Source organism: Leucobacter aridicollis, from assembly GCF_024399335.1.
Taxonomy (GTDB): domain Bacteria; phylum Actinomycetota; class Actinomycetes; order Actinomycetales; family Microbacteriaceae; genus Leucobacter; species Leucobacter aridicollis_A.
Genome location: NZ_CP075339.1, coordinates 1,755,729 through 1,779,683, shown reverse-complemented (window position 1 = coordinate 1,779,683; position 23,955 = coordinate 1,755,729). Strand labels below are relative to the sequence as shown.

The following is a 23,955-nucleotide window of genomic DNA, read 5'->3' as shown; positions in this document are numbered from 1 at the left end:
TAGCCTTACAGAAGGCGCGATTGGCGCAGCGGTAGCGCGCTTCCCTGACACGGAAGAGGTCACTGGTTCGATCCCAGTATCGCGCACAGATAAGACCCCCGGTTCCTGCCGGGGGTTTTTGTTTTGCGTGATGCTGATCTGCAGCGGTGCCGGCGGAGCGCAAGCACTTCGCTCGGAGAACTCGCTACGCTAACTACATGCTTCGCGCCACGATCAGACTCATTGAGACGATTGAACTTGAAGTGGCAGGAACGTCACTTGAAGAAGTACACGCACAGCTGACAGACAGATGCCCACCCGGGTTCGACCTCGTAAAGGCGCCCGTGCGCATGGGCAAAACGGGCGGGCAGATCTCTGCACTCGGCACATATCACCGCCGCGACACTCACCAGGAGATCACCGCTGCCTCGGTGGAGGAACTCACCGCACTGGTTCCGGAGGGGTGGGCGATGCTTCACCTGCAAACCGTTCCCGCCTAACGGCCTACATCGCAGCCCCGCATCACTGCCGGCCTCTTCAGGCAGAAGGCATGCCGCGAACGCTCCAGGCGAAGGAGTTCCATTCCCGTCTGTCGCCACTGTGGATACAGTGCCGGGCAGCCCTCGCCTCGGCTTCATGTCGAACTCATAGCTGCTACTAGCGCCAGGTGTCCCGCACTTCTAAACTGTGCGTATCGGGCACGCGTTGGAGTACCCGCGCAGCCGTTGCAGACGGAGGATCGTGAATGAAGCGGATCGTAACGATGCTTGGCCTTGCTGCCCTAGCGGGTCTGGCGCTGTTCGCCCCGGCAGCTGCCTCAGCTACCCCGCCGCCTTCGTTTGGTGGAAAGTACATCATCGACGGAACGAGCGACGGAGTGCTCGGTTCGAGCGTGTCGGCACTCGAAGATGACGTGCGAGAGTTTGCGACTGAGCACGGCGTGCAGCTGTTTGTCGTCTACGTCGACACGTTTGATTCGCCCGCCGACCCAGAAGCATGGGGTGCGGCGACCGCTGAGAAGAACTTTCTCGGCGACGACGCTGTATTGCTGAGCATCGCTGTCGAGGATCGCCTGTACGACCTGAACGCCCCGCAGGCGCTCATGACTGACGCACAGTACGAGAAGCTTTCAAACGATTACGTGCGCCCGGCGCTCAAGAGCAGCGATTGGACGGGGGTTGTCGGAGCGACGCTCACCGGAATCGAAGAAGCTGTACTCAACCCGACCTCAAACGGCACCGGCATTGCCGTTGCCGTGATTGGAGGCGTTGTCGTTGCGGGTGGCGTCGCGGCCGGTGTCGCGTTGTCACGCAAGCGCAAACGGGAGCGTGAGCGGGAGTCCGCAGCGGGCGAAGTAGAGCTCACACTTGAGGAGCTAGATTCACAAGCGAGCGCGCTTTTGATTCGAGTCGATGACGACCTCCGAAGCAGTGAACAGGAGCTCGGCTTCGCGGAGGCGCAGTTCGGGGCTGAGGCTGCGAAGCCGTTCGCAGCAGCGATCGCCGAGGCGAAAGAGCAGCTCCGGGCAGCGTTTGCACGCAGGCAGCTCCTCGACGACAACATCCCTGATTCCGACGAAGATCGACGGGCCTGGCTTACCGAGATCATCGAGAGGTGCTCTGGAGCGAAGGAGTCGCTCGATTCACACACGGACTCCTTCTCGCGTCTTCGCGAGGTCGAGCAGCGCGCACCAGAGGTGCTTGAGCAGCTCACTGCAGAGCTTCCCGCCGTGAGGGCGGCACTCACCGGCGGGCGGGAGCGGGCCGCTGCGCTTGCGGCAAGCTACGCGCCGACAATCGCTGGCCAACTCGAGGCGAACCTGAACGAGGCCGATGCACGGCTTCAGTTCGTGAGCGAAGTCATTGCTGCCGCAACGAACGAGCTGAACTCTGGCGAACGTTCGGCGGCCGCTGTCTCGCTCCGCGCGGGTGAGGCTGCGCTTGATCAAGCACGCACCCTTGCTGAGTCCCCCGACGTGCTCGCGGGCGAGCTCGCCGAGAGCGCGAGCCAGTTTGAGGCTGCTGCAGCTGACCTGCAGGGTGACCTGCAAGTAGTTTCGCAGCTTGTCAGCTCCGCGAGCGAGGCCGACAGGCTGGCGCTTACCCAGGCCGCTGAACGGGTGAGTCAACTCCTGGCGCGCGGTACGCAGGGCGACCCCGTCGCAGCTCTGGCAGCCGCCGCGGCAGCCAACGTTGAAATCGACGCGGCTATCGGTGCAGCCAGGGAAAACTCGGAGCGGCTGCGCCGAGCCGTAGCAGCCCGAGACGAAGCACTCGTCCCCGCGCGAGCCGAGGTGCTCGCAGCCGAGCAGTTCATTGAAACCCGTCGCGGCGCGATCGGTTCGCAGGCACGGACCAGGCTCGCGGAGGCCAAGCGCCAGTTGCAACTCGCCGAACAGTACGCGGAGCAGGATCCGATGAAGTCGTACCAGGCGGCGCAACAAGCGACACAATACGCTCGCGCTGCGTATCAGCTCGCGGTGAACGACGTCTCCGGGTGGGGCGGTGGGTCTGGGGGCGGCTACGGCGGAGGCGGATCGAACGGCAGCTTCGGCGGAGCCGTGCTCGGCGGCATCCTCGGCGGTCTCCTGAGCGGAGGCGGAGGAGGAGGCCATTCGAGTGGGGGCTGGAGCGGCTCGAACGGCGGGTTCACCGGAGGGTGGAACGGCGGCGGGTCGATCGGCGGCGGTGGCGGCGGTCGACGCGGCGGTGGAGGCCGGTTCTAGCCGCCGGAAGTTCACACGCACACAAGCTCAAAGATTTGCGGCTCCGCCCGGCGCCGCTGACAGACCTCCTCCGAGCTGATTCGGTGGAACACAGGAAAGGAAGCCAACATGGCAAAGCAATCCATCCTTGGCCGTATTGCACAGCTCGCCAAGGCAAACATCAACGCACTTCTCGACTCCGCCGAAGACCCAGAGAAGATGCTCAACCAGATGGAGCGCGACTACAAGAACAGCATTGCCGATGCTGAAAGCTCTGTCGCTCAGACGATTGGCAATCTGCGCCTCATGGAATCAGACCTTGAGGAGGACCGCAAGGCCGTTGCAGAGTGGGGTACGAAGGCGGCGGCCGCGTCGAACCAGGCAGAGACGCTCCGCGCGTCGGGCGACACCGCAGGCGCTGACAAGTTTGACAACCTCGCACGCGTCGCGCTGTCGAAGCAGATCTCATTCGAGAAGGAGATCTCGACATCAGAGCCGAGCGTCGCCGCTCAGCAGCAGGTTGTCGACCAGCTGAAAGCCGGCCTCCAGACCATGCGTGAGAAGCTCGTGCAGCTGCAGGCGAAGCGCGACGAGCTCGTCTCGCGCGGCAAGGTTGCAGAGGCGCAGTCGCAAGTGCAGGACGCTGTGAAGAACCTCGACGTTCTGGATCCGACGAGCGAGCTTGGCCGCTTCGAAGAAAAGGTGAAGCGCCAGGAGGCAATGGTGCGTGGACAGGCTGAGCTCGCTGCGTCGACACTCGACGCGCAGTTCAACGAGCTCGACGATCTCGGCGCACTGAGCGAGGTTGACGAGCGACTGCAGGCGCTGAAGCAGGGCAACGCCGGCGCATAGTCTGCACTGTGCGGGGCAACCCGCCGTTCGAGTGAGCCGTCGGCCGCTGCGACCCGATAGAATTACGGAGTATTTATCTTGTCTCCGAAGGGAATCGCAGTGGCCGACGGCTTTTCACTGTTCACCGACCGGTCTATTGTCGCTATGCGCGTCAATGGCGAACTTCGCGATCTCGCGGCGGAGGTCACAGATACCGACACAGTGGAACCCGTCACGATCGACTCCGAAGACGGGCTGAGCATTCTCCGACATTCGGCCGCTCACGTGCTCGCGCAGGCTGTGCAGCGCGTGAACCCAGAGACGAAGCTCGGGATCGGGCCGCCAATCACCGACGGCTTCTACTACGACTTCGACTCAGCCGAGGCGTTCACCCCTGAGGATCTCAAGGCTCTCGAGAAAGAGATGCAGAAGATCGTGAAGCAAGGCCAGCGCTTCGTGCGTCGGGTCGTGAGCGAGGACGAGGCACGAGCGGAGCTTGCGAACGAGCCGTACAAGCTTGAGCTCATCGGGCTCAAGGGTGGCGCCGACGCGGGTTCCGACAACGAAAGCGTCGAGGTCGGGGGCGCCGAGCTCACCATCTACGACAATGTTGACCCAAAGACTGGCGAGACGCAGTGGAAGGACCTCTGCCGCGGGCCGCACCTGCCGAACACGAAGATGATCGGAAACGGTTGGGCGCTCATGCGTTCGAGTGGTGCGTACTGGCGTGGCAGCGAGGCGAACCCGATGCTGCAGCGTGTCTACGGGACCGCGTGGCCGACGAAAGACGAGCTGCGGGCCTACCAGACTCGCCTTGAAGAGGCAGCGAAGCGCGACCACCGCAAGCTCGGTGTCGAACTCGACCTCTTCTCCTTCCCCGACGAGATCGGCTCAGGCCTTGCGGTGTTCCACCCCAAGGGCGGCATTATTCGCCACGAGATCGAGAAGTTCATGAGCTCCGAGCTCGTGAAGAACGGCTACGAGGTCGTCAACAGCCCCCACATCACAAAGGGCACGCTGTTCGAGACGAGCCAGCACCTCAACTGGTACAAAGAGGGCATGTTCCCGGCGATGCACCTCGACGAGGTCGTCGACGACGAGGGCAACGTCACCAAGCAGGGCCAGGACTACTACCTGAAGCCCATGAACTGCCCGTTCCACAACCTCATTTTCCGGGCTCGGGCTCGCAGCTACCGTGAGCTTCCGCTTCGGCTCGCTGAGTTCGGCACGGTGTACCGGTATGAGAAGTCGGGCACCCTCTCGGGTCTCACCCGCGTGCGCGGCCTCACTCAGGACGACGCGCACATCTATGTCACTGACGAGCAGGTCAAGGACGAGCTCAAGCGCCAGCTCGAGTTCGTGTTCGCGACGCTCCGCGCGTACGGTCTCGACGACTTCTACCTCGAGCTGTCGACGCGTGATCCCGAGAAGTCAGTCGGCACCGACGAGCAGTGGGCAGACGCCGAGCAGACGCTGCGCGAGGTTGGCGAGGAGTCTGGTCTCGAGCTTGTAGCGGATCCAGGCGGCGCCGCCTTCTACGGGCCGAAAATCTCTGTGCAGGCCCGCGACGCGATCGGCCGCACATGGCAGCTGTCGACGGTGCAGCTCGACTTCAACCAGCCCGAGCTTTTCGAACTCGAATACGCCGCTGCAGACGGCACGCGCAAGCAGCCGGTCATGATCCACCGCGCACTTCTCGGATCGATCGAGCGGTTCTTCGCGATCCTGCTCGAGCACTACGCGGGCGCGTTCCCAGTGTGGCTCGCCCCCGAACAGGTCGTCGGCATTCCCGTCGCCGCCGAATACGGCGACTACCTCGAGGAGATCTTCGCGCGGCTCCGGGCCGAGGGCGTTCGCGCCCACGTCGATCACTCAGACGACCGCATGCCGAAGAAGATCCGAACCCACACGAAGATGAAGGTACCGTTCCAGCTCATCGCTGGCGAGGAGGATCGCGCGGCGGGCGCAGTCAGCTTCCGGTTCCGCGACGGCACGCAGCTCAATGGCGTCCCTGTCGACGACGCTATCGCTCGCATTCTCGCAGCGATCGAGAGTCACGAGCAGGTCTCGACGGCCTGGTCGGAGTAGCTGGTAGGCGCGAGAACCATGAGTGGAACTGAGGAAACCCAAGCTGAGGGCCCAGGGGAGCGCGGCACGGTCGGCACGCCGAACCCGCTGCAGCGCCTCTGGGTGCCTCACCGCATGGCGTATGTCGCAGATCACCACCAGGCAGATCACACAGACTGCCCGTTCTGCGAGGCTCCGCGACACGACGACGCTTCATCGCTCATCGTGCACCGCGGGAAGACAGCGTACGTGCTGCTCAACCTATTCCCGTACAACAGCGGGCACATGCTTGTGTGCCCGTACCGCCACGTGGCTGGGTACGACGACGCGACCGCAGAAGAGGTCGCTGAGATCGGTGCACTGACCCAGGCCGGAATGCGCGCAGCGCGCCGCGCGCTGAACTGTGCTGGGTTCAACCTCGGCATGAACCAGGGCGAGATCGCTGGCGCCGGTGTTGCCGCCCACCTCCATCAGCACATCGTGCCGCGGTGGGCATCTGACGCGAACTTCTTCCCAATCATTGGGCAGACGAAAGCGATGCCACAGCTACTCGGCGAGGTCCGCGACCTGATCGCGGCAGCCTGGGCAGACCCACCCGACGCCTAGCGTGGGGCCTCGTCGCCCCAACATTCGGATCGCAGCAGACACACACGTAAGAAAGCAGGAGCACCCGTGGCCGGACACTCCAAGTGGGCAACCACTAAGCACAAGAAGGCAATTCTCGACTCGCGGCGCGCGAAGGCGTTTGCCAAGTACATCAAGGTGATCGAGGTCGCCGCGCGCATCGGCGGGCCCGACCTCGCCGGAAACCCAGCCCTCTCTGAGGCGGTGCACAAGGCGAAGAAGAATTCTGTTCCCGGCGATAACATCGACCGTGCGATCAAGCGCGGCGCCGGACTCACTGGCGAATCCGTGGAGTACTTCACGACGATGTACGAAGCCTATGGCCCGAACGGCGTTGCTCTGATGGTCGAGTGCCTCACCGATAACAAGAACCGCGCCGCAGCCGAGGTTCGCACAGCCCTGAGCCGCAATGGCGCGACGCTCGCCGATCCAGGCTCGGTTGCCTACAACTTCGAGCGCAAGGGCGTCATCACGGTGCCCGCCGAGGGCACCACTGAAGATGACGTGCTCATGGCAGTACTCGAGGCAGGTGCCGAGGAGGTCAAGCCGACTCCGAACGGCGAGGCGTTCGAGGTGATTACTGAGGCGACTGATCTCACCGCCGCCCGCGGTGCACTCGTCGACGCTGGCATTGACTACGATTCCGCCGAGGCAGAGTTCGTGCCGAACCTCAAGGTTGAGATTGATGCTGAAACCGCCCGCAAGGTGTTCCGCATCATCGACGCCCTCGAAGACAGCGACGACGTGCAGAACGTCTACGCGAACTTCGACCTGACCGACGAGGTCCAGGCGGAACTCGCCAACGACGAGTAACCGTGCGCGTCATCGGGATTGACCCGGGGCTCACGAGGCTCGGCGTGGGCGTCGTGAGCTCCGAAGGATCCCGGAAACTGACGTTCGAACACGTCGAGGTATTGACGAGCCCAGCTGGGGCCGAGCTGCCTGTGCGGCTCCACCAGCTGGGCTCAGCCCTCGAACGACTGCTCGACGGCGACCGCCCCGATGCCATAGCTATCGAGCGGGTGTTCGCTCAGCAGAACCTACCGAGCGTGATGGGCGTCGCCCAGATCTCGGGCATCGTGATGTTTCTCGCGCAGCAGCGCGGCATCCCTGTCGCGATGTACACCCCAAACGAGGTGAAGGCCTCGGTGACCGGTTACGGCGCCGCCGACAAGGCGCAGGTGACGAATATGGTGACACGGCTGCTTGGGCTCGCCGCTCCACCCAAGCCCGCCGACGCTGCCGACGCGCTCGCCCTCGCAATCGTCCATGCCTGGCACCTTGGTCGAGGGGGAGCACCAGACCGGCAACGGGCAAGTGCTGCACCGATGGGAGAGACCCCAGCGCAGCGAGCCTGGCGCGAAGCTGAGGCGAAGGGCGGCCGGCGCAGGAGCGGCCCGCGCGCCTAGCTTGCCGCGCCCCGGCGTCCAGCCCGCAGCGCTACGCACCTTCCGCAGAACTGCAGATCGGCAATTCGTATGCCGGTTCCTGACCGGCCCGGGATTGCTCGCGCAGATCCCAGATCTATTGACGGGGTTGGATGGCGGAGCCACTGCGGGGAAAGAGACGATCCCAAGCCCGACGCGCCATAATGGTGGGGTGCCCCTCTATCGCGAACAGGGTGTCGTGCTCCGCACGCACAAGCTCGGGGAGGCTGACCGCATCGTCACCCTCCTCACGAGCAAGCGTGGCGTACTCAGGGCTGTCGCGAAGGGCGTGCGCAGGACTTCGTCAAAGTTCGGCGCCAGACTTGAGCCGTTCATGGTCGCCGACGTTCAGTGCTACGAGGGTCGTACACTCGACACGATCACTCAGGCAGTCACCCTCGGCTCGTACGGGCCCGCGATCACCGCGGACTACGACAGGTATCGGGCCGGTAGCGTGATGGCCGAGACCGCCGAGCGGCTCGCTGAGGGCGGGCCCTCGCCCGAGCTGTTTAGGCTCCTCGTTGGCGCTCTGCGCACCCTCGCCGCGGGCAAGATTCCCCCGGAACTCGTCCGTGACGGCTACCTGCTGCGCGCCATGGCCGCCGCGGGCTGGACGCCCGGCTTTGATGAGTGCGTGCGCTGCGGCGCACCCGGCCCTCACACCGCAGTCGCGGTACAGCTCGGCGGTGTCGCCTGCGAGAACTGCCGGCCGGCAGGCTCGCCGCGCCTTGACCAGGTGAGTATCGATCTGCTCCGCGCGCTACTCGCGGGCGACTGGGACACGGCCGTCGCGAGCGGAGAGCGTGAGCGCGGGCAGGCCGCCGGGATTGCGGCGGCATACACCCAGTGGCATCTTGAGCGTGGCCTACGTTCGTTCTCAGTGCCACGCGCCTAGAATCGGTGCATGGCTATTGCTCCCGAGACCCTGGTTCCCGTTGACTGGACCGGGGAACAGCCACCGAAGTTTCGGGGCCCGGCCCCCAAACACGTCGCGATAGTAATGGACGGCAACGGGCGGTGGGCGAACCAACGTGGCCTGCCGCGCGTCGAGGGCCACCGGATGGGCGAACAGGTGCTGCTCGACGTCGTCGCCGGGGCGATCCAGGCCGGGGTGACGCACCTCAGCGTGTACGCGTTCTCGACCGAGAACTGGCGACGCTCGCCCGACGAGGTTCGGTTCCTCATGGGCTTCAACCGCGACGTGCTGCGGCGACGGCGCGAGCAGCTCAGCGCTTGGAACGTGCGCATGCGCTGGGCCGGACGTCGGCCGCGGCTCTGGGGGTCGGTGATTAAGGAGCTCAAGCTCGCCGAGACCTACACAGCGCACAACACCGGCCTCACGCTGACGATGTGCGTGAACTACGGCGGACGCACCGAGATCACCGACGCCGTGAAGCGCATCGCCACGGAAGTTGCCGACGGCAGGCTCTCCCCGAACGGAATCTCAGAGCGCGTCATCGAGAAGCACCTCTACGTGCCAGAGTTGCCGAACGTCGACCTTTTTGTTCGCAGCTCGGGGGAGCAGCGCACGAGTAACTTCATGCTCTGGCAGTCGGCCTACGCCGAGATGGTGTTTCTCGACCAGCTGTGGCCAGACTTCTCACGGCGGGACCTGTGGGAGGCTATCGAGATCTTCCATGACCGCGATAGGCGCTTCGGCGGCGCGGTCGACAAGCCAAAGTCGCGCTAGCGCCGAGAGTCGGCGTGATCTGCGACAATAGAGCAGTCATGACTATCTCAACGCTTCCAGGCTCCCGCCTGCGTATCGGCCCCCTCGAGCTCGACGTCCCAGTCATCCTCGCGCCGATGGCCGGAATCACCAACACCGCGTTTCGCAGGCTCTGCCGAGAGTACGGCGCGGGGCTCTATGTCAGCGAGATGATCACGAGCCGCGCGCTCGTCGAACGCACCCCGGGATCACTCCGGCTCATCAAGCACCACGAGAGCGAAACTCCCCGCTCCATCCAGCTGTACGGCGTCGACCCGAAGACTGTGTCCGAGGCCGTCCGGTTCCTCGTTGATCAGGATCTCGCGGACCACATCGACCTGAATTTTGGCTGCCCGGTGCCGAAGGTCACGCGCAAGGGCGGCGGGGCCGCCCTGCCGTGGAAGGCCGACCTGTTTAGCGCGATCGTCGACGGCGCCGTGAAGGCCGCCGGCGATATTCCGCTCACGGTGAAGATGCGCAAAGGGATCGATGCGGATCACCTCACCTTTCTCGACGCCGCGCGCTCAGCCGAGGCCGCCGGCGTCGCTGCCATTGCCCTCCACGGGCGCACCGCGAACGAGTTCTACTCGGGGACGGCAGACTGGGCGGCGATCGCTGAGCTCAAGCAGGCCATCACGAGCGTGCCGATCCTCGGCAACGGGGACATTTGGGCGGCTGACGATGCGATCCGTATGGTTCGGGAGACTGGCTGTGACGGCGTCGTCGTCGGGCGCGGGTGCCTGGGGCGTCCGTGGCTGTTCGGCGACCTGGCCGCCGCGTTCAAGGCGGAACAGGGCGAGCTCACATGGGATGAGGCGAACGCCGCCATCGCAAGGCCGGGCCTCGGATTCGTGATGGACGCGATGCGCCGCCACACCGAGCTGCTCATCGAGTTTTTCGACGGGGAGGAGGCGCGCGCCTGCCGCGACATCCGCAAGCACGTCGCCTGGTATTTCAAGGGCTACGGTGTCGGCGGCGACACCCGCCGAGCGCTCGCAATGGTCGAGTCGCTCGAGCACCTCGACGAGATTTACGAGACGATGGACCGCTCCCTGCCGTACCCCGGCGTTGGCGCGGAGGGACAGCGCGGGCGGGCTGGGAGCCCGAAGCAGCCCAAGCTCCCCGACGGCTGGCTCGATTCACGCGACAGCGCGCACATTGACTTCGCGGAGCTCGCCGAAGCGGAGCGGGACGACTCGGGTGGCTAGCCTGGAGCCCGCGCGCGGGGAGTACGGTGCGGCCGACATCGAGCGGTTCGTGCCCGAGACGCACAGCGGCGCGCGCAGCGATTTCGAACGCGATCGGGCACGCGTCATTCATTCCTCTGGCCTGCGCAAGCTTGCCGCGAAAACCCAGGTGCTCAGCCCGACCGCGGGCATCGACTTCGCGAGAAACCGCCTCACGCACTCGCTCGAGGTCGCGCAGATTGGTCGCGAGCTCGCCGCGTCGCTTGGTCTCGACCGCGACGTCGTCGACGCGGCATGCCTCACCCACGACCTCGGCCATCCGCCGTTCGGTCACAACGGAGAACGGGCGCTCGCCGAGTGGGCGAGCGATGCCGGCGGGTTTGAGGGCAATGCGCAAACGCTCAGGATCCTGACGCGGCTCGAAGCGAAGCGTTTCGACGACTCGGGTGAGAGCGCCGGCCTGAACCTCACGCGGGCGACGCTCGACGCGAGCTGCAAGTACCCGTGGGCACTCTCGGAGGCTCCCTCGGGCAGCGGCAAGTTCGGGTACTACCCCGACGATGCCCCGGTGTTCCACTGGATGCGCGAGGGCGCGCCCGACAGGGTCAAGTGCGCAGAAGCTCAGACGATGGACCTGTCAGACGACATCGCGTATTCCGTGCACGACTTTGAAGACGCGATCGTGAGCGACCACATTGATCCGCTGATCCTTACCTCGCGTTCGGGGCATGACTCGCTCATTGCCGACGTCGCGAGTTGGGCCGACGGCTCGTTCACGCACGACGAGCTCTCGGCGGCCTACGACAGGATCTCGGCGACGCCGACCTGGCTAACGCGGTGGGACGGATCGCGCAGGCACCAGGCGCAGCTCAAGAACTTCACGAGCGACATGATCGGGCACTTCGCGCGCTCCGCCATCGCAGCGACACGGGAGTCGGCCGGCGGGGCTCCGCTTGCCCGCTATGGCGCATCCCTCGTGGTGCCGAAGGAGATCCATGCCGAGATCGCGGTGCTCAAGGGCATCGTCGCGGCGTTCGTGATGGCGAGTGGCCGCAGGCAGCCAACTTACCGGAGGCAGCGCGCGCTCCTCGCCGAGCTCCTCGAAACCCTGTGGGAGGGTCAGGATCGCGATCTCGAACCCGCGTTCCAGGCAGACTTCGCGGCGGCCGCCGACGAGGCAGCAGCAAAGCGCGTGATCGTGGACCAGGTGGCGTCGCTCACTGACCAGTCTGCAATCGCCTGGCACCGCCGGCTGTGTGAGGTGCCGCTGGTATAGAGACACACGCATCGCGTGTGTCCGCCAGCGGCTCCGGCGCCACCGTGCCGGCTGGTAGAGCTGCGGGTGCTCGCTCGCACCGCCTGTGATCTGCCGAGCTAATGCAGCTTCCGCCGCGCTGCGGCATACACATCGTCGATCCCAGACCCTGCGCGCGTGCAGCGCTGCACCCACGGCATCGCTACGACCGCTGAGGCCGGTGCGCCCTGAGCGAGCTGCCGTCGCCGGCGCCCCGCAAAGACTAGAATGGCCCCTATGGCGGGTCGGATCAAAGCAAGCGATGTTGAGGAAGTGAAGCGCCGCACAAACATCGCCGACCTCGTTGGGGATTACGTCGCACTGAAGAACGCTGGCATCGACTCGATGAAGGGGCTCTGTCCGTTCCACGACGAGCGCAGTCCGAGCTTCCACGTGCGCCCGGCCCTCGGTTACTTCCATTGTTTCGGCTGCGGCGAGTCGGGCGACTCGATCAGCTTCGTGCAGAAGATGGACCACCTCTCGTTCGCGGAGGCAGTCGAACGGCTTGCGGCCCGCACGAACTATGTGCTCACCTATGAGGAGGGCTACGAGCGTCGCGAAGACGGGCCGAACAAGGCGCGGCTGCTCGCTGCTAACCAGGCGGCGAGCGACTTCTACCGCGATCAGCTTATGGGGGAGGAGGCCCAGACCGCCCGCGGCTTCCTCGAACAGCGCGGTTTTGCTTCGGCGTCATGGGAGCAGTTCGCCGTCGGCTACGCCCCGCGGGGGTGGGACGCCCTCACGGGCCACCTCCGGCAGCTTGGCTACACGCCGCAGGAACTCGTGCAGGCCGGTCTCGTCTCCGAGGGGCAACGCGGGGTCTACGATCGCTTCCGCGGCCGCATCGTCTGGCCGATTCGTGACACGAGTGGGCAGACGCTCGGATTCGGCGCCAGGAAGCTCTACGAGGACGACAACGGGCCAAAGTACCTGAACACCCCAGAGACACCGGTTTACCACAAGTCGCGGGTTCTCTACGGGCTCGACCTGGCGAAAAAGGCGATCTCCCGCGGCGGGCGCGCCGTGATCGTCGAGGGCTACACGGATGTCATGGCATGCCACCTCGCGGGCGTCGACGACGCCGTCGCCACCTGCGGCACCGCCTTCGGTAAGGAGCACATTTCGATGCTCCGCCGCGTGATGGGTGACGACTCCGCGGCCGAGGTGATCTTCACCTTCGACCCAGACGAGGCAGGCCAGAAGGCCGCGCTGCGCGCGTTCGGCGAGGAGCAGCGCTTCACCGCGCAGACGTACGCCGCGGTCGCGCCGGACGGCTACGACCCGGCCGACCTCAGGCTCCACCGCGGCGACGACGCCGTCCGGGAGCTTTTCAGCAAGAAGGTACCGCTGTTCGAGTTCGCGCTCAAGCAGGCGATCAGTCGGTACGACTTGAACTCAGTCGAGGGCAGGGTGTCCGCGCTCCGGCAGGCCGCCCCGATCGTCGCCGGCATTAAGGATCCGGGAATGCGACCTGGATATACCCGCGAGCTTGCGCGAATGCTCGGCCTCGATCTCACCGAGGTGCAGCATGCGGTGAAGAACGCGCACCGGCAGGCACCCACCGAGCCTGAGTACGCGGGTCCAAACCACGCCGCTGAACCCGGGCCGGCCCGCCCGGCGATCTCGCTCAACACGTTGCGTTCGACACCAGCCGTGTGGCTCGAGCGCGATGCGCTTATGGCGATGATCCAGCAGGGCCCTGCGGTCGGATCTGAGCTGCTCTCGCAGGCTGTCACCGCGCAGGTCACCGAGCCGCAACTGCGCGTCGTCAGAGACGCGCTCAGCGCGGCGCTGCCGAGCCTCAACGGCGGGGCCTGGGTAGAGGCGGTGCTCGCTGCGGCACCACCGACACATCAGGGCCTCGTGCGCGAACTCGCGGTCGCCTCGATGCCACAGCGTGATCCAGCGCTCCTGCCTGAGTACGCACGTGAGGTCGTCATCTCACTGCTCGACCGCGACCTCGTCTCGTTGAAGCAGGAGTTGCTCGCGCGCCTGCAACGTATCGGCGACTCCTCGAGCGAAGCCTCCCGTCGCGTGCAGGAACAACTCGCCGCGCTGGAGAATGCGCGGCGTGGCCTGCGCCACGACTAGTAAGGTGAGCGTGTGGCACATCCAAACCTCGATGCAGACCCAGTCCTGTTCGCTTCGGATCTCTCACTGAGGTATCCAGCACACGCTGGCGGGCGCGCCTTCCAAGCTGTTGAAGGCGTCAGCGTCGAGTTGCCACGTGGGGGAGTGCTAGCCGTGCTCGGAGAAAGCGGTTCGGGAAAGTCGACACTTACCCGCTACCTCGCAGGGCGAGGCACCGAGGGCGACAAGAATGCGCGAATTAAGTCAGCTGGCGGCGTCGGCACCGCCCTTGGCATGCCGTTGGAGCGCCTGTCGCGGCGTTCACGCTCCCGGCTGACAGCGTATGTCGGTCACCTGTCGCAGGACGCGGGAGCGACCCTCACTCCCGAGCTCAACGTAGGCGACGTGTTGTTCGAGCCGATTCAGGAACGTGTTCGAAGCTTCGACCGTGAACCGCTCGGGGAAGTCGTCGCTGAGATGATGGACATCGTTGCGCTGCCACTCGCGAAGCTCCAGGAGTACCCCTACGAGCTTTCAAAGGGTCAACGTCAGCGCGTAGCGGTGATGCGCTCACTGATGCTCGACCCGACTGTACTCGTCGTTGACGAGCCAACCCTCGGGGTCGATGCGAACAATAGGCCTAAGATCGTTGACCTGTTGAAGTGGTACCGAAAGCGCACAGGCGCCTCGATGGTGCTCGTCAGTCACGATATCGGCATGCTCGAGGCGCTCGCGGAAGAAGTTATTGTGCTGCAGCAAGGCCGAATTGTCGGCCGCGGTGAGATCAACTCAATCTTCAGGCGCACTGAGCACGAGTATGTTCGCAAGCTCGCGGAGGCCCTCCGATCGACGGCGTACGACGAGATCGCCGAGGAGTAGACGCGCCCGGGGCGCAGCGATTTGCACGCCCCGCGAAACGCTTGGTACGCTAGTCGAGTTGCTGCGGCAATATTCCCCTGTAGCTCAGTTGGCAGAGCGCTTGACTGTTAATCAGGATGTCGCTGGTTCGAGCCCAGCCGGGGGAGCAACGAAGGCCCTTACTCTTGAGTAAGGGCCTTTTTGTCTACCCAAAGGAGCGTGCAGTGAGTCAACACCACGGACACATGATTCAAGTCGAGCCTTACGGCTCGCCGGATGTGCACGAGAGCGTCTGGCTCGCCCCAGGAGCAATCGTTGTTGGCAATGTCGCCATCGGGCGCGATTCGAGCATCTGGTACAACGCGGTCGTGCGGGGCGACTCAGACGCGGTGCGCATTGGCGAGCGAACAAACGCCCAGGATGGTGTGGTGATTCACACGTTTCGCGGCCGGGCAACTGTCATCGGCGATGATGTCTCAATTGGGCATAACGCGGTCGTTCACGGCGCCACTGTCGAGAACGGGTGTCTCATCGGCATGAACGCGACCGTGCTCAACGACGCAGTCGTGGGGGAGGGCAGCCTTGTGGCCGCTGGGGCGGTCGTACCTCAGGGGATGGTCATCCCGCCGCACTCCCTCGTCGCTGGAGTGCCAGCCCGAGTCGTGCGCGAGCTGAATGACACGGATCGCGAATCAGTGCGCCTCAACTCAGAGGTGTACCTCAAGTACACCGACAACCACCGAGCAGCGACGAGCGATCCGACAGGTGATCCGAGGAGCACTTCCGGGGCGTGACGCGCCGGGATGCAGGCGCGTTCGCGCGAGGGAGCGAACATGCAGTATGCTCGATGAGTCGCGCAAGCGTCGCACCGATTTCGCGGTGTGGGGATGTAGCTCAATGGTAGAGCCTCAGTCTTCCAAACTGATTACGCGGGTTCGATTCCCGTCATCCCCTCCAATAAGCCCCTCACTTCAGTGAGGGGCTTTCTGCTGTTCGGGGAACTGGATTCTGGGCCGGCTGATGCTGTGAGGAACCCGGGGAGTTCGATTTCGAGGCAGGCGATGACACTCCCGGAGGACCCGCTCTGCCGCGTGTTTCCGCCATTTTTCTACGCATTTGCTCCGCAAACGCCGCCCAGTGTGCTGATTTGCTCTGGTTTGGACTAGGATTGGTCAGGTTGCGCGCTGTGAGCGCAACCGAGAGACGAGAGTCTCGGGGCGTAGCTCAGCTTGGCTAGAGCGCCCGCTTTGGGAGCGGGAGGTCGCAGGTTCGAATCCTGTCGCCCCGACAAGGGTCTATTGGCCCGATACTGGCTGATAGCAGCATGATCCGACGATGAGAGGCCAAATTGCCGAAGACGAAAGCTGAAAAGCTCACACCGACCCGCACGAAGCTGACCGTTACCGTCACGCAGGATGAGCTCGCTCCGTACCTGAAGAACGCGTACAAGTCGATCGCCGAGCAGGTTTCGATCCCAGGCTTCCGCAAGGGCAAGGCACCGGCACAGATCATCGACCAGCGCTTCGGCCGCGATTCAGTCATCTCCGAGGCAGTGAACCACTCGCTCGACGATTTCTACCAGGCTGCAGTTGCCGAGGCAGGCGTGCGCCCGATGGGTCGCCCCTCAGCAGACATCGAATCGATGCCGGCAGCAGCCGATGCTTCGAGTGAACTCGTTCTCCTCTTCGAGGTTGAGGTTCGCCCCGAGTTCACCCTCCCCGACTACGACGGTCTCGCAATCACCGTCGACGAGGCGGAGATCGACGAAGCTGCTGTCGAGGCAGAGCTCACAAGCCTCCGTGAGCGGTTCGGAACCCTTGTTACTGTCGATCGTCCGGCCAAGACCGGCGACTTCGTTGAACTCGACCTCACCGCGAAGGTCGACGGCAAGGAAGTAGACAAGGCAAGCGGAGTATCGTACGAGGTCGGCGCAGGTAACCTCCTCGCAGGTACCGACGAGGCTGTCGAGACGCTCACCGCGGGGGAGACAACGAACTTCACCTCGCAGCTGCTTGGCGGCGAGTACGAAGGCCAGGACGCTGAGGTTGAGCTCACGCTCACCGCAGTGAAGGAGCGCGAGCTTCCCGAGGCTGACGACGAGTTCGCACAGCTTGCGAGCGAGTTCGACACCATCGCAGAGCTGCGCGAGAGCCTCAAGGATCAGGTCTCACAGGCGTCGGTCTTCGCGCAGGGCCGTCAGGCACGCGACATCTTCACTGAGACGCTCATCGAGCAGGCCGATATCCCGATTTCGGAGGAGCTCGTCGAGGAGGAGGTGCACCGCCACCTCGAGGGTGAAGGCCGCCTCGAAGACGACGAGCACCGTGCAGAGGTTCGCGTGGCGAGCGAGAAGCAGATCCAGATGGAGCTTCTGCTCGACGCGATCGCCGAGCGCGAAGACGTGACCCCGACACAGGCAGAGCTCTCCGACTACATCTACCAGTCGGCGCAGCAGTACGGCATGGAGCCCACGCAGTTCCTGCAGGCGATCAGCCAGGGCAACCAGCTGCAGGTGATCCTCGCTGAGGTCACCCGCAACAAGGCTCTCGCTGTGGCGCTCGGCAAGGCAACTGTCACCGACAAGGCTGGCAAGGCTGTAGACCTTGGCGCGTTCGTCGCAGTCGATACCGAGGACGAGGCTGAAGAGGCCCCCGAGGCACCTGCTGCAGAGAAGCCCGCGAAGAAGGCTCCGGCAAAGAAGGCTGCCGCACCGGCAGACGAGGCCGAGAAGCCGGCCAAGAAGACGCCAGCCAAGAAGGCGGCTTCGAAGGACGAGGCTCCCGCAGCTGACGCCGATGAGGAGGCCAAGAAGGCCGCCCGCTCGGCAGCTGCGAAGAAGGCTGCAGCAACCCGCGCTGCGAAGAAGGCAGCAGCGGAAGAGAAGTAACTCTTCGCTCAGCAGAGATTGGGGAAGTCCTCGGCCAGATTGGCCGGGGACTTCTTCGTTTGCAGCGAACACGGCGCCCCCCCCCCCCCCCCCCCCGAACAACGCCCACGGCGAACACGCGAGCGCGCGCCTTTCGCAGTCGATACTCTCGAATCAAGCAACTTACGAATGGAGCGCCGAATGGCTGAACAGTCGCCCGTGAACAGCGTGTTCGACCGCCTGCTGAAAGACCGAATCATCTGGCTCGGGTCTGAGGTGCGCGACGACAACGCAAATGAGATCTGCGCAAAGATCCTGCTCCTTGCAGCGGAGGATCCGGAAGCCGACATCTATCTGTACATCAATTCGCCAGGCGGTTCGATCACCGCAGGCATGGCTATCTACGACACCATGAGCTTCGTGCCGAACGACATCGTGACCGTCGGCATCGGTATGGCCGCGTCGATGGGCCAGTTCCTGCTGACCGCGGGCACACGAGGCAAGCGCTACATCACGCCAAACGCCCGCGTGCTGCTGCACCAGCCCCACGGCGGCTTCGGTGGCACCGCGAGCGACATTCAGACGCAAGCGCAGCTCATCGTCTCGATGAAGAATCGCCTCGCCGAGATCACCGCGAAGCAGACGGGTAAGACCGTCGAGCAGATCAACGAAGACGGCGATCGCGACCGCTGGTTTACCGCCGAGGAAGCCCTCGAGTACGGCTTCGTCGACTTCATTAGGGATTCCGCCTCCGAGGTTGTCGGCGGCGGCGGTACGAGCAAGTAGTCCGATAGGAAAACAGAAATTATGACGAATCTCTACATGCCGCAGGGTGGCTCTGCCGATCGCATGATGCCCGACTCGCGTTACGTACTGCCCACGTTCGAGGAGCGCACGGCGTACGGTTTCAAGCGCCAGGACCCGTACGCAAAGCTTTTCGAAGACCGCATCATCTTCCTGGGTGTCCAGGTTGACGACGCCTCCGCCGACGACGTGATGGCCCAGCTGCTCGTGCTCGAGAGCCAGGACCCTGAACGCGACATCACGATGTACATCAACTCACCGGGCGGATCGTTCACTGCGATGACCGCGATCTACGACACGATGCAGTATGTCCGGCCGCACATTCAGACTGTCTGCCTGGGCCAGGCTGCATCGGCAGCCGCCGTTCTGCTCGCCGGCGGCACCCCTGGCAAGCGCCTGGCGCTTCCAAACGCTCGTGTACTCATCCACCAGCCGTCAAGCGGGCAGGGTGGTCACGGCCAGGCATCAGACATCGAGATCCAGGCACGCGAGATCCAGCGGATGCGTGAGTGGCTTGAGGAGACACTGTCCAAGCACTCGAAGCGTTCGATCGAGGAAGTTCACAATGACATCGACCGTGACAAGATCCTGAGCGCCCAGGAGGCGTTCGAGTATGGCCTTGTCGACCAGGTGCTGACGAGCCGGAAGAATCCGCAGCCCGTCATCGCTCAGTAGCGAGAGCAACGATAACAGTGTGATTACAAGCTGACGGCGCGCGGCCCACAACGGCGGCGCGCCGTCAGTCATTGTCGGGGGTCACTACTAGGCTCGAAGCGTACATGCGGCGCGAGGAGGTTTCGGAATATGGCGCGTATTGGCGAAAGCAGCGAAGTGCTGAAGTGCTCTTTCTGCGGTAAGTCTCAGAAGCAGGTCGCCCAGCTCATCGCTGGCCCGCAGATCTACATCTGCGACGAGTGCGTCGCGCTGTGCAACGAGATCATCGAAGAACGACTCTCCGAGCACCAGCCCGCGGAGTCGTCTGACTTCACGCTTCACAAGCCCCGTGAGATCGCGGGCTTTCTCGATCAGTACGTGATCGGGCAAGAGCGCGCGAAGCAGTCGCTCGCAGTGGCGGTCTACAACCATTACAAGCGTGTTCGCGCCGCGAGCGCAATCACCAGCGCCGAGTTCGCCAACGAACAGGTTGAGATCGCGAAGTCGAACATCATGATGATCGGGCCGACGGGGTGTGGCAAGACATACCTCGCGCAGTCGCTCGCGCGTCAACTCGGCGTTCCTTTTGCAGTCGCAGACGCGACGGCGCTCACAGAGGCTGGCTACGTCGGCGAGGACGTCGAGAATATCCTCCTGAAGCTACTTCAGGCAGCCGACTTCGACGTCCAGCGCGCCGAGACTGGCATCATCTACATCGACGAGATCGACAAGATCACGCGCAAGGCAGAGAACCCATCGATCACCCGTGACGTCTCAGGCGAAGGAGTACAGCAGGCTCTGCTGAAGATCCTTGAGGGTACTGTCGCCTCAATCCCGCCCCAGGGTGGCCGCAAGCACCCGAACCAAGAGTTCATCCAGCTCGATACAACGAATGTGCTCTTTATTGTCGCCGGCGCTTTCTCCGGGCTCGAAGAGATCATCGCCCAGCGCCTCGGAAAGGGCGGTATCGGGTTTGGCACGCCGATGGGAAGCAAACGAGACGAGTCTGAGCTCTTCGCCGAGGTGCAGCCTGAAGATCTCCATAGGTTCGGCCTGATTCCCGAATTCATTGGCCGGCTCCCAGTCATCGCAACAGTTGACCCGCTCGACACAGTTGCCCTCCAGCGAATCCTCACCGAGCCGAAGAATGCGCTCGTGAAACAGTTCCAGCGAATGTTCGAGCTCGACGATGTCGAACTCGAATTCGAGGATGCGGCCCTCGCCGAGATCGCGAACCTCGCTGTAGCTCGAAAGACTGGTGCCCGCGGACTGAGATCCATTCTCGAGACCGTACTTGGGCCGGTAATGTTCGAGGTGCCGTCGAACGACGACGTGGCGAAGGTTGTTGTTACGCGCGAGGCAGTGCTCGAGGAGGCTCCGCCCCTGCTCGTGATGGCCGAGAGTGGGCGAGAGAGCGCCTAGCCCACGACCTCAGTGATGTCGTAGCTCAGCAGGATCGCGCCGTCGTCGCCCGCCATCGTCACCGCGGTGACTTCGAGCGCTGGCGAGACAAGCGTTGCTGTGCGGCCGCCGTCACCTGTCGAGGCCTCGTCCGAGGCTGAAAAGCCTGAGCCCGAAACCACGGAGTCCCAAAGCGTGTCAGCTGCAGCCTTGTCGGCTGCACTAAGCACGACGTACCAGCTTCCAAAGTCGCGGTTGCCTGCGTCGTCGACGACCGCGCCCTCGGGAACCACGAAGCCCTCGGGGAAGCCATCTGGGAGCTCCGCCGACTTCTCGTAGGCCTCCTCTGGGTTCGGTTCAGTCCAGCTCCCGCCTTCGGGCTCGACCTTTTCCGTGAGGTCCCTACCGTCCGGGGCCACCGTTCCTGGCTCGGGCGCGCACCCCGCGAGGAGCACGGCAGCGAGCCCGAGTGCTGCGGCCCCGGCTCCGAGGCGATTCGTCTTCGTCATATCAGCTCAACCAATCGTCGTCGTCATCGTCGTTCTCACCGATAGCTGTCCCGGTGGCCGGTGCTGCCAGTTCTGCGTCGTGGGCCGGAAAGGCACGCTCGATCACAGTACCGTCAGCATCGATGCCGATGTCGGCTCTCACTCGACCTGATGTGTCGAAGAGCTCAACACGAGGGCGCCCCTCAAGCCATGTAAGCGTCCAGGAACCCCCGTGGTGACCCACCTGGGGGCCACCTTTAAGCTGGCGCTCAGCTGCAGCGACGGCCGCATGCAGCAGCTCGGGCACTCCGGGGTGCGGTGGCTGCCCCACCTGCCAGCGTGACCCGAGCTGCATGCGATCCCTCGTTCTCTGGTGTGAGTCGGCGTTACTCTGCGGACTCGACGGTGATCTCGGCCACCTGTGCCTCAGCGACATCGGCAGCCTCGATGCGGAGCTCGGCGATCCGCCCTACGTCCGCGAGATCGCTTGCGGCGAGCTCAAGTCGCGCGGCGTCGGCTGCTGGCGCGTGAATCACTGCGAGAGTGACAGCGGTGCGCTGCGACACCTTTGCGTCTGTCTTCGCTCCGCGGACACCGATGAGCGCACCGCCAACGAGAGCCAAGAGCCCCGCGTCCGCATCGGCTCCGATGAACTCGTCGAGCTCCGTTGCGAGGGGCCAGTTCGCGGTGTGGACCGAGCCCTGCTCAAACCACGACCACACCTCCTCGGTCGCGTAGGGAAGGAACGGCGCGAGCAGACGCACGTACACCGACAGTGCCGCGCGCAGGGTGGTTACTGCTGAGGCCTGCGCCTGGCCGGTGCCACCGTGTGCACGCTCTTTGACGAGTTCGAGGTAGTCGTCACAGAAGGTCCAGAACGAAGACTCGGTGAGCTCGAGCGCACGGGCGTGATCGTAAGATTCGAACGCGCGAGTCGCATCTGCGATGACGCTGGCGAGGCCAGCGAGCATCGACCTGTCGAGCGGCTCCGACACAGTGCCAGCCGAGCTCGCGTCGAACGACAGCGTGAACTTTGCGGCGTTCAGCAGCTTGATTGCGAGCCTGCGGCCGATCTTGATCTGCGTCGGGTTCTGCGGGTCGAATGATGCATCGGTGCCGAGCTTCGCCGAGGCTGCCCAGTAGCGGACGGCATCTGAACCGTGCTGGTCGAGCATGCCTGCCGGAGTGACGACGTTGCCCTTCGACTTCGACATCTTCTTGCGGTCGGGATCGAGGATCCAGCCCGAGATGCCCGCGTGACGCCAGGGAAGAGTGCCGGACTCGAGCTCGGAACGCAGCAACGTCGAGAACAGCCAGGTGCGGATGATGTCTTGGCCCTGCGGGCGAAGGTCAAACGGGTAGACCAGGTCGTAGAGTTCCTCGTCGCGCTCCCAGCCGCCCGCGAGCTGCGGCGTGAGCGACGAGGTGGCCCAGGTGTCCATGACGTCGACCTCACCTTGGAAGCCGCCTGGAACACCACGCTGCTCGGCGGTGTAGCCTGCCGGAACATCGCTCGAGGGGTCAACGGGTAGTGTGTCCGCTGCCGGCACGATCGGCTCGTCGAAGACTGGGTTGCCGTCCGCGTCCAGCGGGTACCAGACGGGGATCGGCACGCCGAAGAACCGCTGGCGTGAAATCAGCCAGTCGCCGGAGAGCCCCTCGACCCAGTTCTCGTAGCGCACACGCATGAAGTCGGGGTGCCACTCGAGTTCCTTGCCGTGCGCGAGCAGCCGCTCGCGCAGCGCCTCGTCGCGGGCGCCGTTCTTGATGTACCACTGACGGGTCGACACGATCTCGAGGGGCTTATCGCCCTTCTCGAAGAACTTCACGGGGTGCGTGATCTTGCGAATCTCGCCGGTGAGCTCACCTGATGCCTGCAGCAGTTCAACCATGGTCTGCTTCGCGCTGAACACAGTCTTGCCTGCGATCTGGGCGTACGCCTCGCGGCCTGACTCTGAGGTGATCGCCGTCGGCGCTTCGCTGATGACGCGGCCGTCGAAACCGAGGATCGCGCGGTTCGGAAGGTCGAGCTCTCGCCACCAGATCACGTCGGTGACGTCGCCGAAGGTGCAGATCATCGCAATGCCGGTGCCCTTGTCCTGCTTCGCGAGGTGGTGGGCGACGATCGGCACCTCAACGTCAAAGATCGGCGTGCGAACCGTCGTACCGAAGAGCGGCTTGAAGCGCTCGTCGTCAGGGTGGGCGACGAGCGCGACGCAGGCCGCGAGCATCTCGGGGCGCGTCGTGTCAATAAGAATGTCGCCGGATCCGTCCGACTTGTGGAATGCGAGCGTGTGGTACGCACTCGGCTGCTCACGATCCTCAAGCTCTGCCTGGGCTACTGCGGTGCGGAAGGTGATATCCCACAGCGTCGGAGCCTGCGCTTGGTACGCCTCACCGCGCTCAATGTTGCGCAGGAATGCGAGCTGGGAAGCGCGGAGCGAGTCGGCGCCAATCGTGCGATAGGTCTGCTTCCAATCGACTGACAGGCCAAGAGTGCGCCACAGCGCCTCGAACTGCTTTTCATCCTCGATCGTGAGTCGCTCGCAGAGCTCGATGAAGTTACGGCGTGAGATCGGCTGCTGGTCGGCAGCCTTGATGCTCTTGCCGTCGCCGCCATCATGCGGCGGCACGAAGTCCTCGACATAGGGCAGCGAGGGATCGCAGCGCACGCCGTAGTAGTTCTGCACGCGACGCTCGGTGGGCAGGCCGTTGTCGTCCCAGCCCATCGGGTAGAAGACGCGCTTGCCATTCATGCGCTTGTAGCGCGCGACCGTGTCAGTGTGTGTGTACGAGAACACGTGCCCGACGTGCAGCGAGCCCGACGCGGTCGGAGGGGGAGTGTCGATGCTGTAGACATCACCGCGGGCAGCGCCTTCGCGATCGAAAGCGTAGGTGCCGGATTCTTCCCAAATCGCCCCCCACTTTGCTTCGAGTCCCTCGAGTGCCGGCTTGTCAGGGATCGCGCTCATGTACCTGGGCTCCGTTTTCTC

21 protein-coding genes and 4 tRNA genes are annotated in these 23,955 nt (G+C 64.2%); 22 read left to right on the top strand and 3 right to left on the bottom strand.

Annotated features, from left to right (window positions below; translation table 11 throughout):
- The first annotated feature begins 14 nt into the window (after positions 1–14).
- The 22 genes from KI794_RS07985 (at position 15) to clpX (ending at position 20,495) form a co-directional block, all read left to right on the top strand.
- Positions 15–86 (top strand) — tRNA-Val (locus tag KI794_RS07985).
- Between the two features lie 111 nt (positions 87–197).
- On the top strand, positions 198–479 hold the full coding sequence (locus KI794_RS07980; RefSeq protein ID WP_119283816.1) for a hypothetical protein: 282 nt from the start codon (positions 198–200) through the stop codon (positions 477–479).
- Positions 480–724: 245 nt separating this feature from the next.
- The gene (locus KI794_RS07975) at positions 725–2,704 is read left to right on the top strand and encodes a TPM domain-containing protein (protein WP_119283815.1); all 1,980 of its coding nucleotides are present in this window, start codon (positions 725–727) and stop codon (positions 2,702–2,704) included.
- Positions 2,705–2,812: 108 nt separating this feature from the next.
- Positions 2,813–3,535 (top strand): PspA/IM30 family protein, encoded by a 723-nt coding sequence (locus KI794_RS07970; RefSeq protein ID WP_119283814.1) that lies wholly within the window; start codon positions 2,813–2,815, stop codon positions 3,533–3,535.
- Positions 3,536–3,634: 99 nt separating this feature from the next.
- A complete protein-coding gene (gene thrS, locus KI794_RS07965; RefSeq protein ID WP_119283813.1) occupies positions 3,635–5,602 on the top strand; it encodes a threonine--tRNA ligase in 1,968 nt (655 codons plus the stop codon).
- Positions 5,603–5,620: 18 nt separating this feature from the next.
- The gene (locus KI794_RS07960) at positions 5,621–6,187 is read left to right on the top strand and encodes an HIT family protein (protein WP_119283812.1); all 567 of its coding nucleotides are present in this window, start codon (positions 5,621–5,623) and stop codon (positions 6,185–6,187) included.
- Between the two features lie 66 nt (positions 6,188–6,253).
- Positions 6,254–7,018, top strand: a complete 765-nt coding sequence (locus tag KI794_RS07955) for a YebC/PmpR family DNA-binding transcriptional regulator (protein WP_119283811.1) — start codon at positions 6,254–6,256, stop codon at positions 7,016–7,018.
- 2 nt (positions 7,019–7,020) lie between these two features.
- Positions 7,021–7,614 carry a crossover junction endodeoxyribonuclease RuvC gene (gene ruvC / locus KI794_RS07950; protein WP_119283810.1) on the top strand — a complete coding sequence of 198 codons (594 nt, stop codon included), beginning with the start codon at positions 7,021–7,023 and terminating at the stop codon, positions 7,612–7,614.
- 190 nt (positions 7,615–7,804) lie between these two features.
- On the top strand, positions 7,805–8,527 hold the full coding sequence (gene recO / locus KI794_RS07945; RefSeq protein ID WP_119283809.1) for a DNA repair protein RecO: 723 nt from the start codon (positions 7,805–7,807) through the stop codon (positions 8,525–8,527).
- Between the two features lie 9 nt (positions 8,528–8,536).
- Positions 8,537–9,322 carry an isoprenyl transferase gene (locus KI794_RS07940; RefSeq protein ID WP_119283808.1) on the top strand — a complete coding sequence of 262 codons (786 nt, stop codon included), beginning with the start codon at positions 8,537–8,539 and terminating at the stop codon, positions 9,320–9,322.
- 38 nt (positions 9,323–9,360) lie between these two features.
- Positions 9,361–10,548, top strand: coding sequence for a tRNA dihydrouridine synthase DusB (gene dusB, locus KI794_RS07935; RefSeq protein WP_119283807.1), 1,188 nt, complete (start codon positions 9,361–9,363; stop codon positions 10,546–10,548).
- The gene (locus tag KI794_RS07930) at positions 10,541–11,803 is read left to right on the top strand and encodes a deoxyguanosinetriphosphate triphosphohydrolase (protein WP_255809702.1); all 1,263 of its coding nucleotides are present in this window, start codon (positions 10,541–10,543) and stop codon (positions 11,801–11,803) included. The genes dusB and KI794_RS07930 overlap by 8 nt, the downstream gene beginning before the upstream one ends.
- Positions 11,804–12,058: 255 nt before the next feature.
- Entirely contained in the window at positions 12,059–13,912 is a 1,854-nt protein-coding gene (gene dnaG, locus KI794_RS07925) for a DNA primase (RefSeq protein ID WP_255809701.1), read from the top strand.
- Between the two features lie 12 nt (positions 13,913–13,924).
- Positions 13,925–14,770, top strand: a complete 846-nt coding sequence (locus tag KI794_RS07920; protein ID WP_255809700.1) for an ABC transporter ATP-binding protein — start codon at positions 13,925–13,927, stop codon at positions 14,768–14,770.
- 73 nt (positions 14,771–14,843) lie between these two features.
- A tRNA-Asn gene (locus KI794_RS07915) sits at positions 14,844–14,916 on the top strand.
- A gap of 78 nt (positions 14,917–14,994) precedes the next feature.
- Positions 14,995–15,543, top strand: a complete 549-nt coding sequence (locus KI794_RS07910) for a gamma carbonic anhydrase family protein (protein WP_255809750.1) — start codon at positions 14,995–14,997, stop codon at positions 15,541–15,543.
- 89 nt (positions 15,544–15,632) lie between these two features.
- Positions 15,633–15,706: transfer RNA gene (locus tag KI794_RS07905), tRNA-Gly, on the top strand.
- 256 nt (positions 15,707–15,962) lie between these two features.
- A tRNA-Pro gene (locus KI794_RS07900) sits at positions 15,963–16,037 on the top strand.
- A gap of 60 nt (positions 16,038–16,097) precedes the next feature.
- Entirely contained in the window at positions 16,098–17,636 is a 1,539-nt protein-coding gene (gene tig, locus KI794_RS07895) for a trigger factor (protein ID WP_255809699.1), read from the top strand.
- A 180-nt stretch (positions 17,637–17,816) separates the two neighbouring features.
- A complete protein-coding gene (locus KI794_RS07890) occupies positions 17,817–18,401 on the top strand; it encodes an ATP-dependent Clp protease proteolytic subunit (RefSeq protein ID WP_119283801.1) in 585 nt (194 codons plus the stop codon).
- A 21-nt stretch (positions 18,402–18,422) separates the two neighbouring features.
- Entirely contained in the window at positions 18,423–19,094 is a 672-nt protein-coding gene (locus tag KI794_RS07885; protein WP_119283800.1) for an ATP-dependent Clp protease proteolytic subunit, read from the top strand.
- A gap of 129 nt (positions 19,095–19,223) precedes the next feature.
- On the top strand, positions 19,224–20,495 hold the full coding sequence (gene clpX, locus KI794_RS07880) for an ATP-dependent Clp protease ATP-binding subunit ClpX (RefSeq protein ID WP_119283799.1): 1,272 nt from the start codon (positions 19,224–19,226) through the stop codon (positions 20,493–20,495).
- Here clpX and KI794_RS07875 read toward each other — a convergent pair.
- From KI794_RS07875 to valS, 3 genes are read right to left on the bottom strand one after another with little or no spacing between them, the layout of a single operon-like run.
- Entirely contained in the window at positions 20,492–20,983 is a 492-nt protein-coding gene (locus KI794_RS07875) for a hypothetical protein (RefSeq protein ID WP_255809698.1), read from the bottom strand. The two genes, clpX and KI794_RS07875, sit on opposite strands and share 4 nt — an antisense overlap.
- A gap of 1 nt (position 20,984) precedes the next feature.
- A complete protein-coding gene (locus tag KI794_RS07870) occupies positions 20,985–21,317 on the bottom strand; it encodes a Fe-S oxidoreductase (RefSeq protein WP_255809697.1) in 333 nt (110 codons plus the stop codon).
- Positions 21,318–21,348: 31 nt separating this feature from the next.
- Entirely contained in the window at positions 21,349–23,934 is a 2,586-nt protein-coding gene (gene valS, locus KI794_RS07865) for a valine--tRNA ligase (RefSeq protein ID WP_255809696.1), read from the bottom strand.
- Positions 23,935–23,955: the final 21 nt, after the last annotated feature.

Coding starts and splice junctions, on each gene's coding strand:
- clpX (WP_119283799.1), top strand. CDS start 19,224: ATGGCGCGTATTGGCGAAAGCAGCGAAGTGCTGAAGTGCTCTTTCTGC.
- KI794_RS07980 (WP_119283816.1), top strand. CDS start 198: ATGCTTCGCGCCACGATCAGACTCATTGAGACGATTGAACTTGAAGTG.
- valS (WP_255809696.1), bottom strand. CDS start 23,934: ATGAGCGCGATCCCTGACAAGCCGGCACTCGAGGGACTCGAAGCAAAG.
- KI794_RS07970 (WP_119283814.1), top strand. CDS start 2,813: ATGGCAAAGCAATCCATCCTTGGCCGTATTGCACAGCTCGCCAAGGCA.
- KI794_RS07890 (WP_119283801.1), top strand. CDS start 17,817: ATGGCTGAACAGTCGCCCGTGAACAGCGTGTTCGACCGCCTGCTGAAA.
- KI794_RS07910 (WP_255809750.1), top strand. CDS start 14,995: ATGATTCAAGTCGAGCCTTACGGCTCGCCGGATGTGCACGAGAGCGTC.
- KI794_RS07870 (WP_255809697.1), bottom strand. CDS start 21,317: ATGCAGCTCGGGTCACGCTGGCAGGTGGGGCAGCCACCGCACCCCGGA.
- dnaG (WP_255809701.1), top strand. CDS start 12,059: ATGGCGGGTCGGATCAAAGCAAGCGATGTTGAGGAAGTGAAGCGCCGC.
- KI794_RS07940 (WP_119283808.1), top strand. CDS start 8,537: ATGGCTATTGCTCCCGAGACCCTGGTTCCCGTTGACTGGACCGGGGAA.
- KI794_RS07975 (WP_119283815.1), top strand. CDS start 725: ATGAAGCGGATCGTAACGATGCTTGGCCTTGCTGCCCTAGCGGGTCTG.
- KI794_RS07875 (WP_255809698.1), bottom strand. CDS start 20,983: ATGACGAAGACGAATCGCCTCGGAGCCGGGGCCGCAGCACTCGGGCTC.
- KI794_RS07960 (WP_119283812.1), top strand. CDS start 5,621: ATGAGTGGAACTGAGGAAACCCAAGCTGAGGGCCCAGGGGAGCGCGGC.
- KI794_RS07885 (WP_119283800.1), top strand. CDS start 18,423: ATGACGAATCTCTACATGCCGCAGGGTGGCTCTGCCGATCGCATGATG.
- dusB (WP_119283807.1), top strand. CDS start 9,361: ATGACTATCTCAACGCTTCCAGGCTCCCGCCTGCGTATCGGCCCCCTC.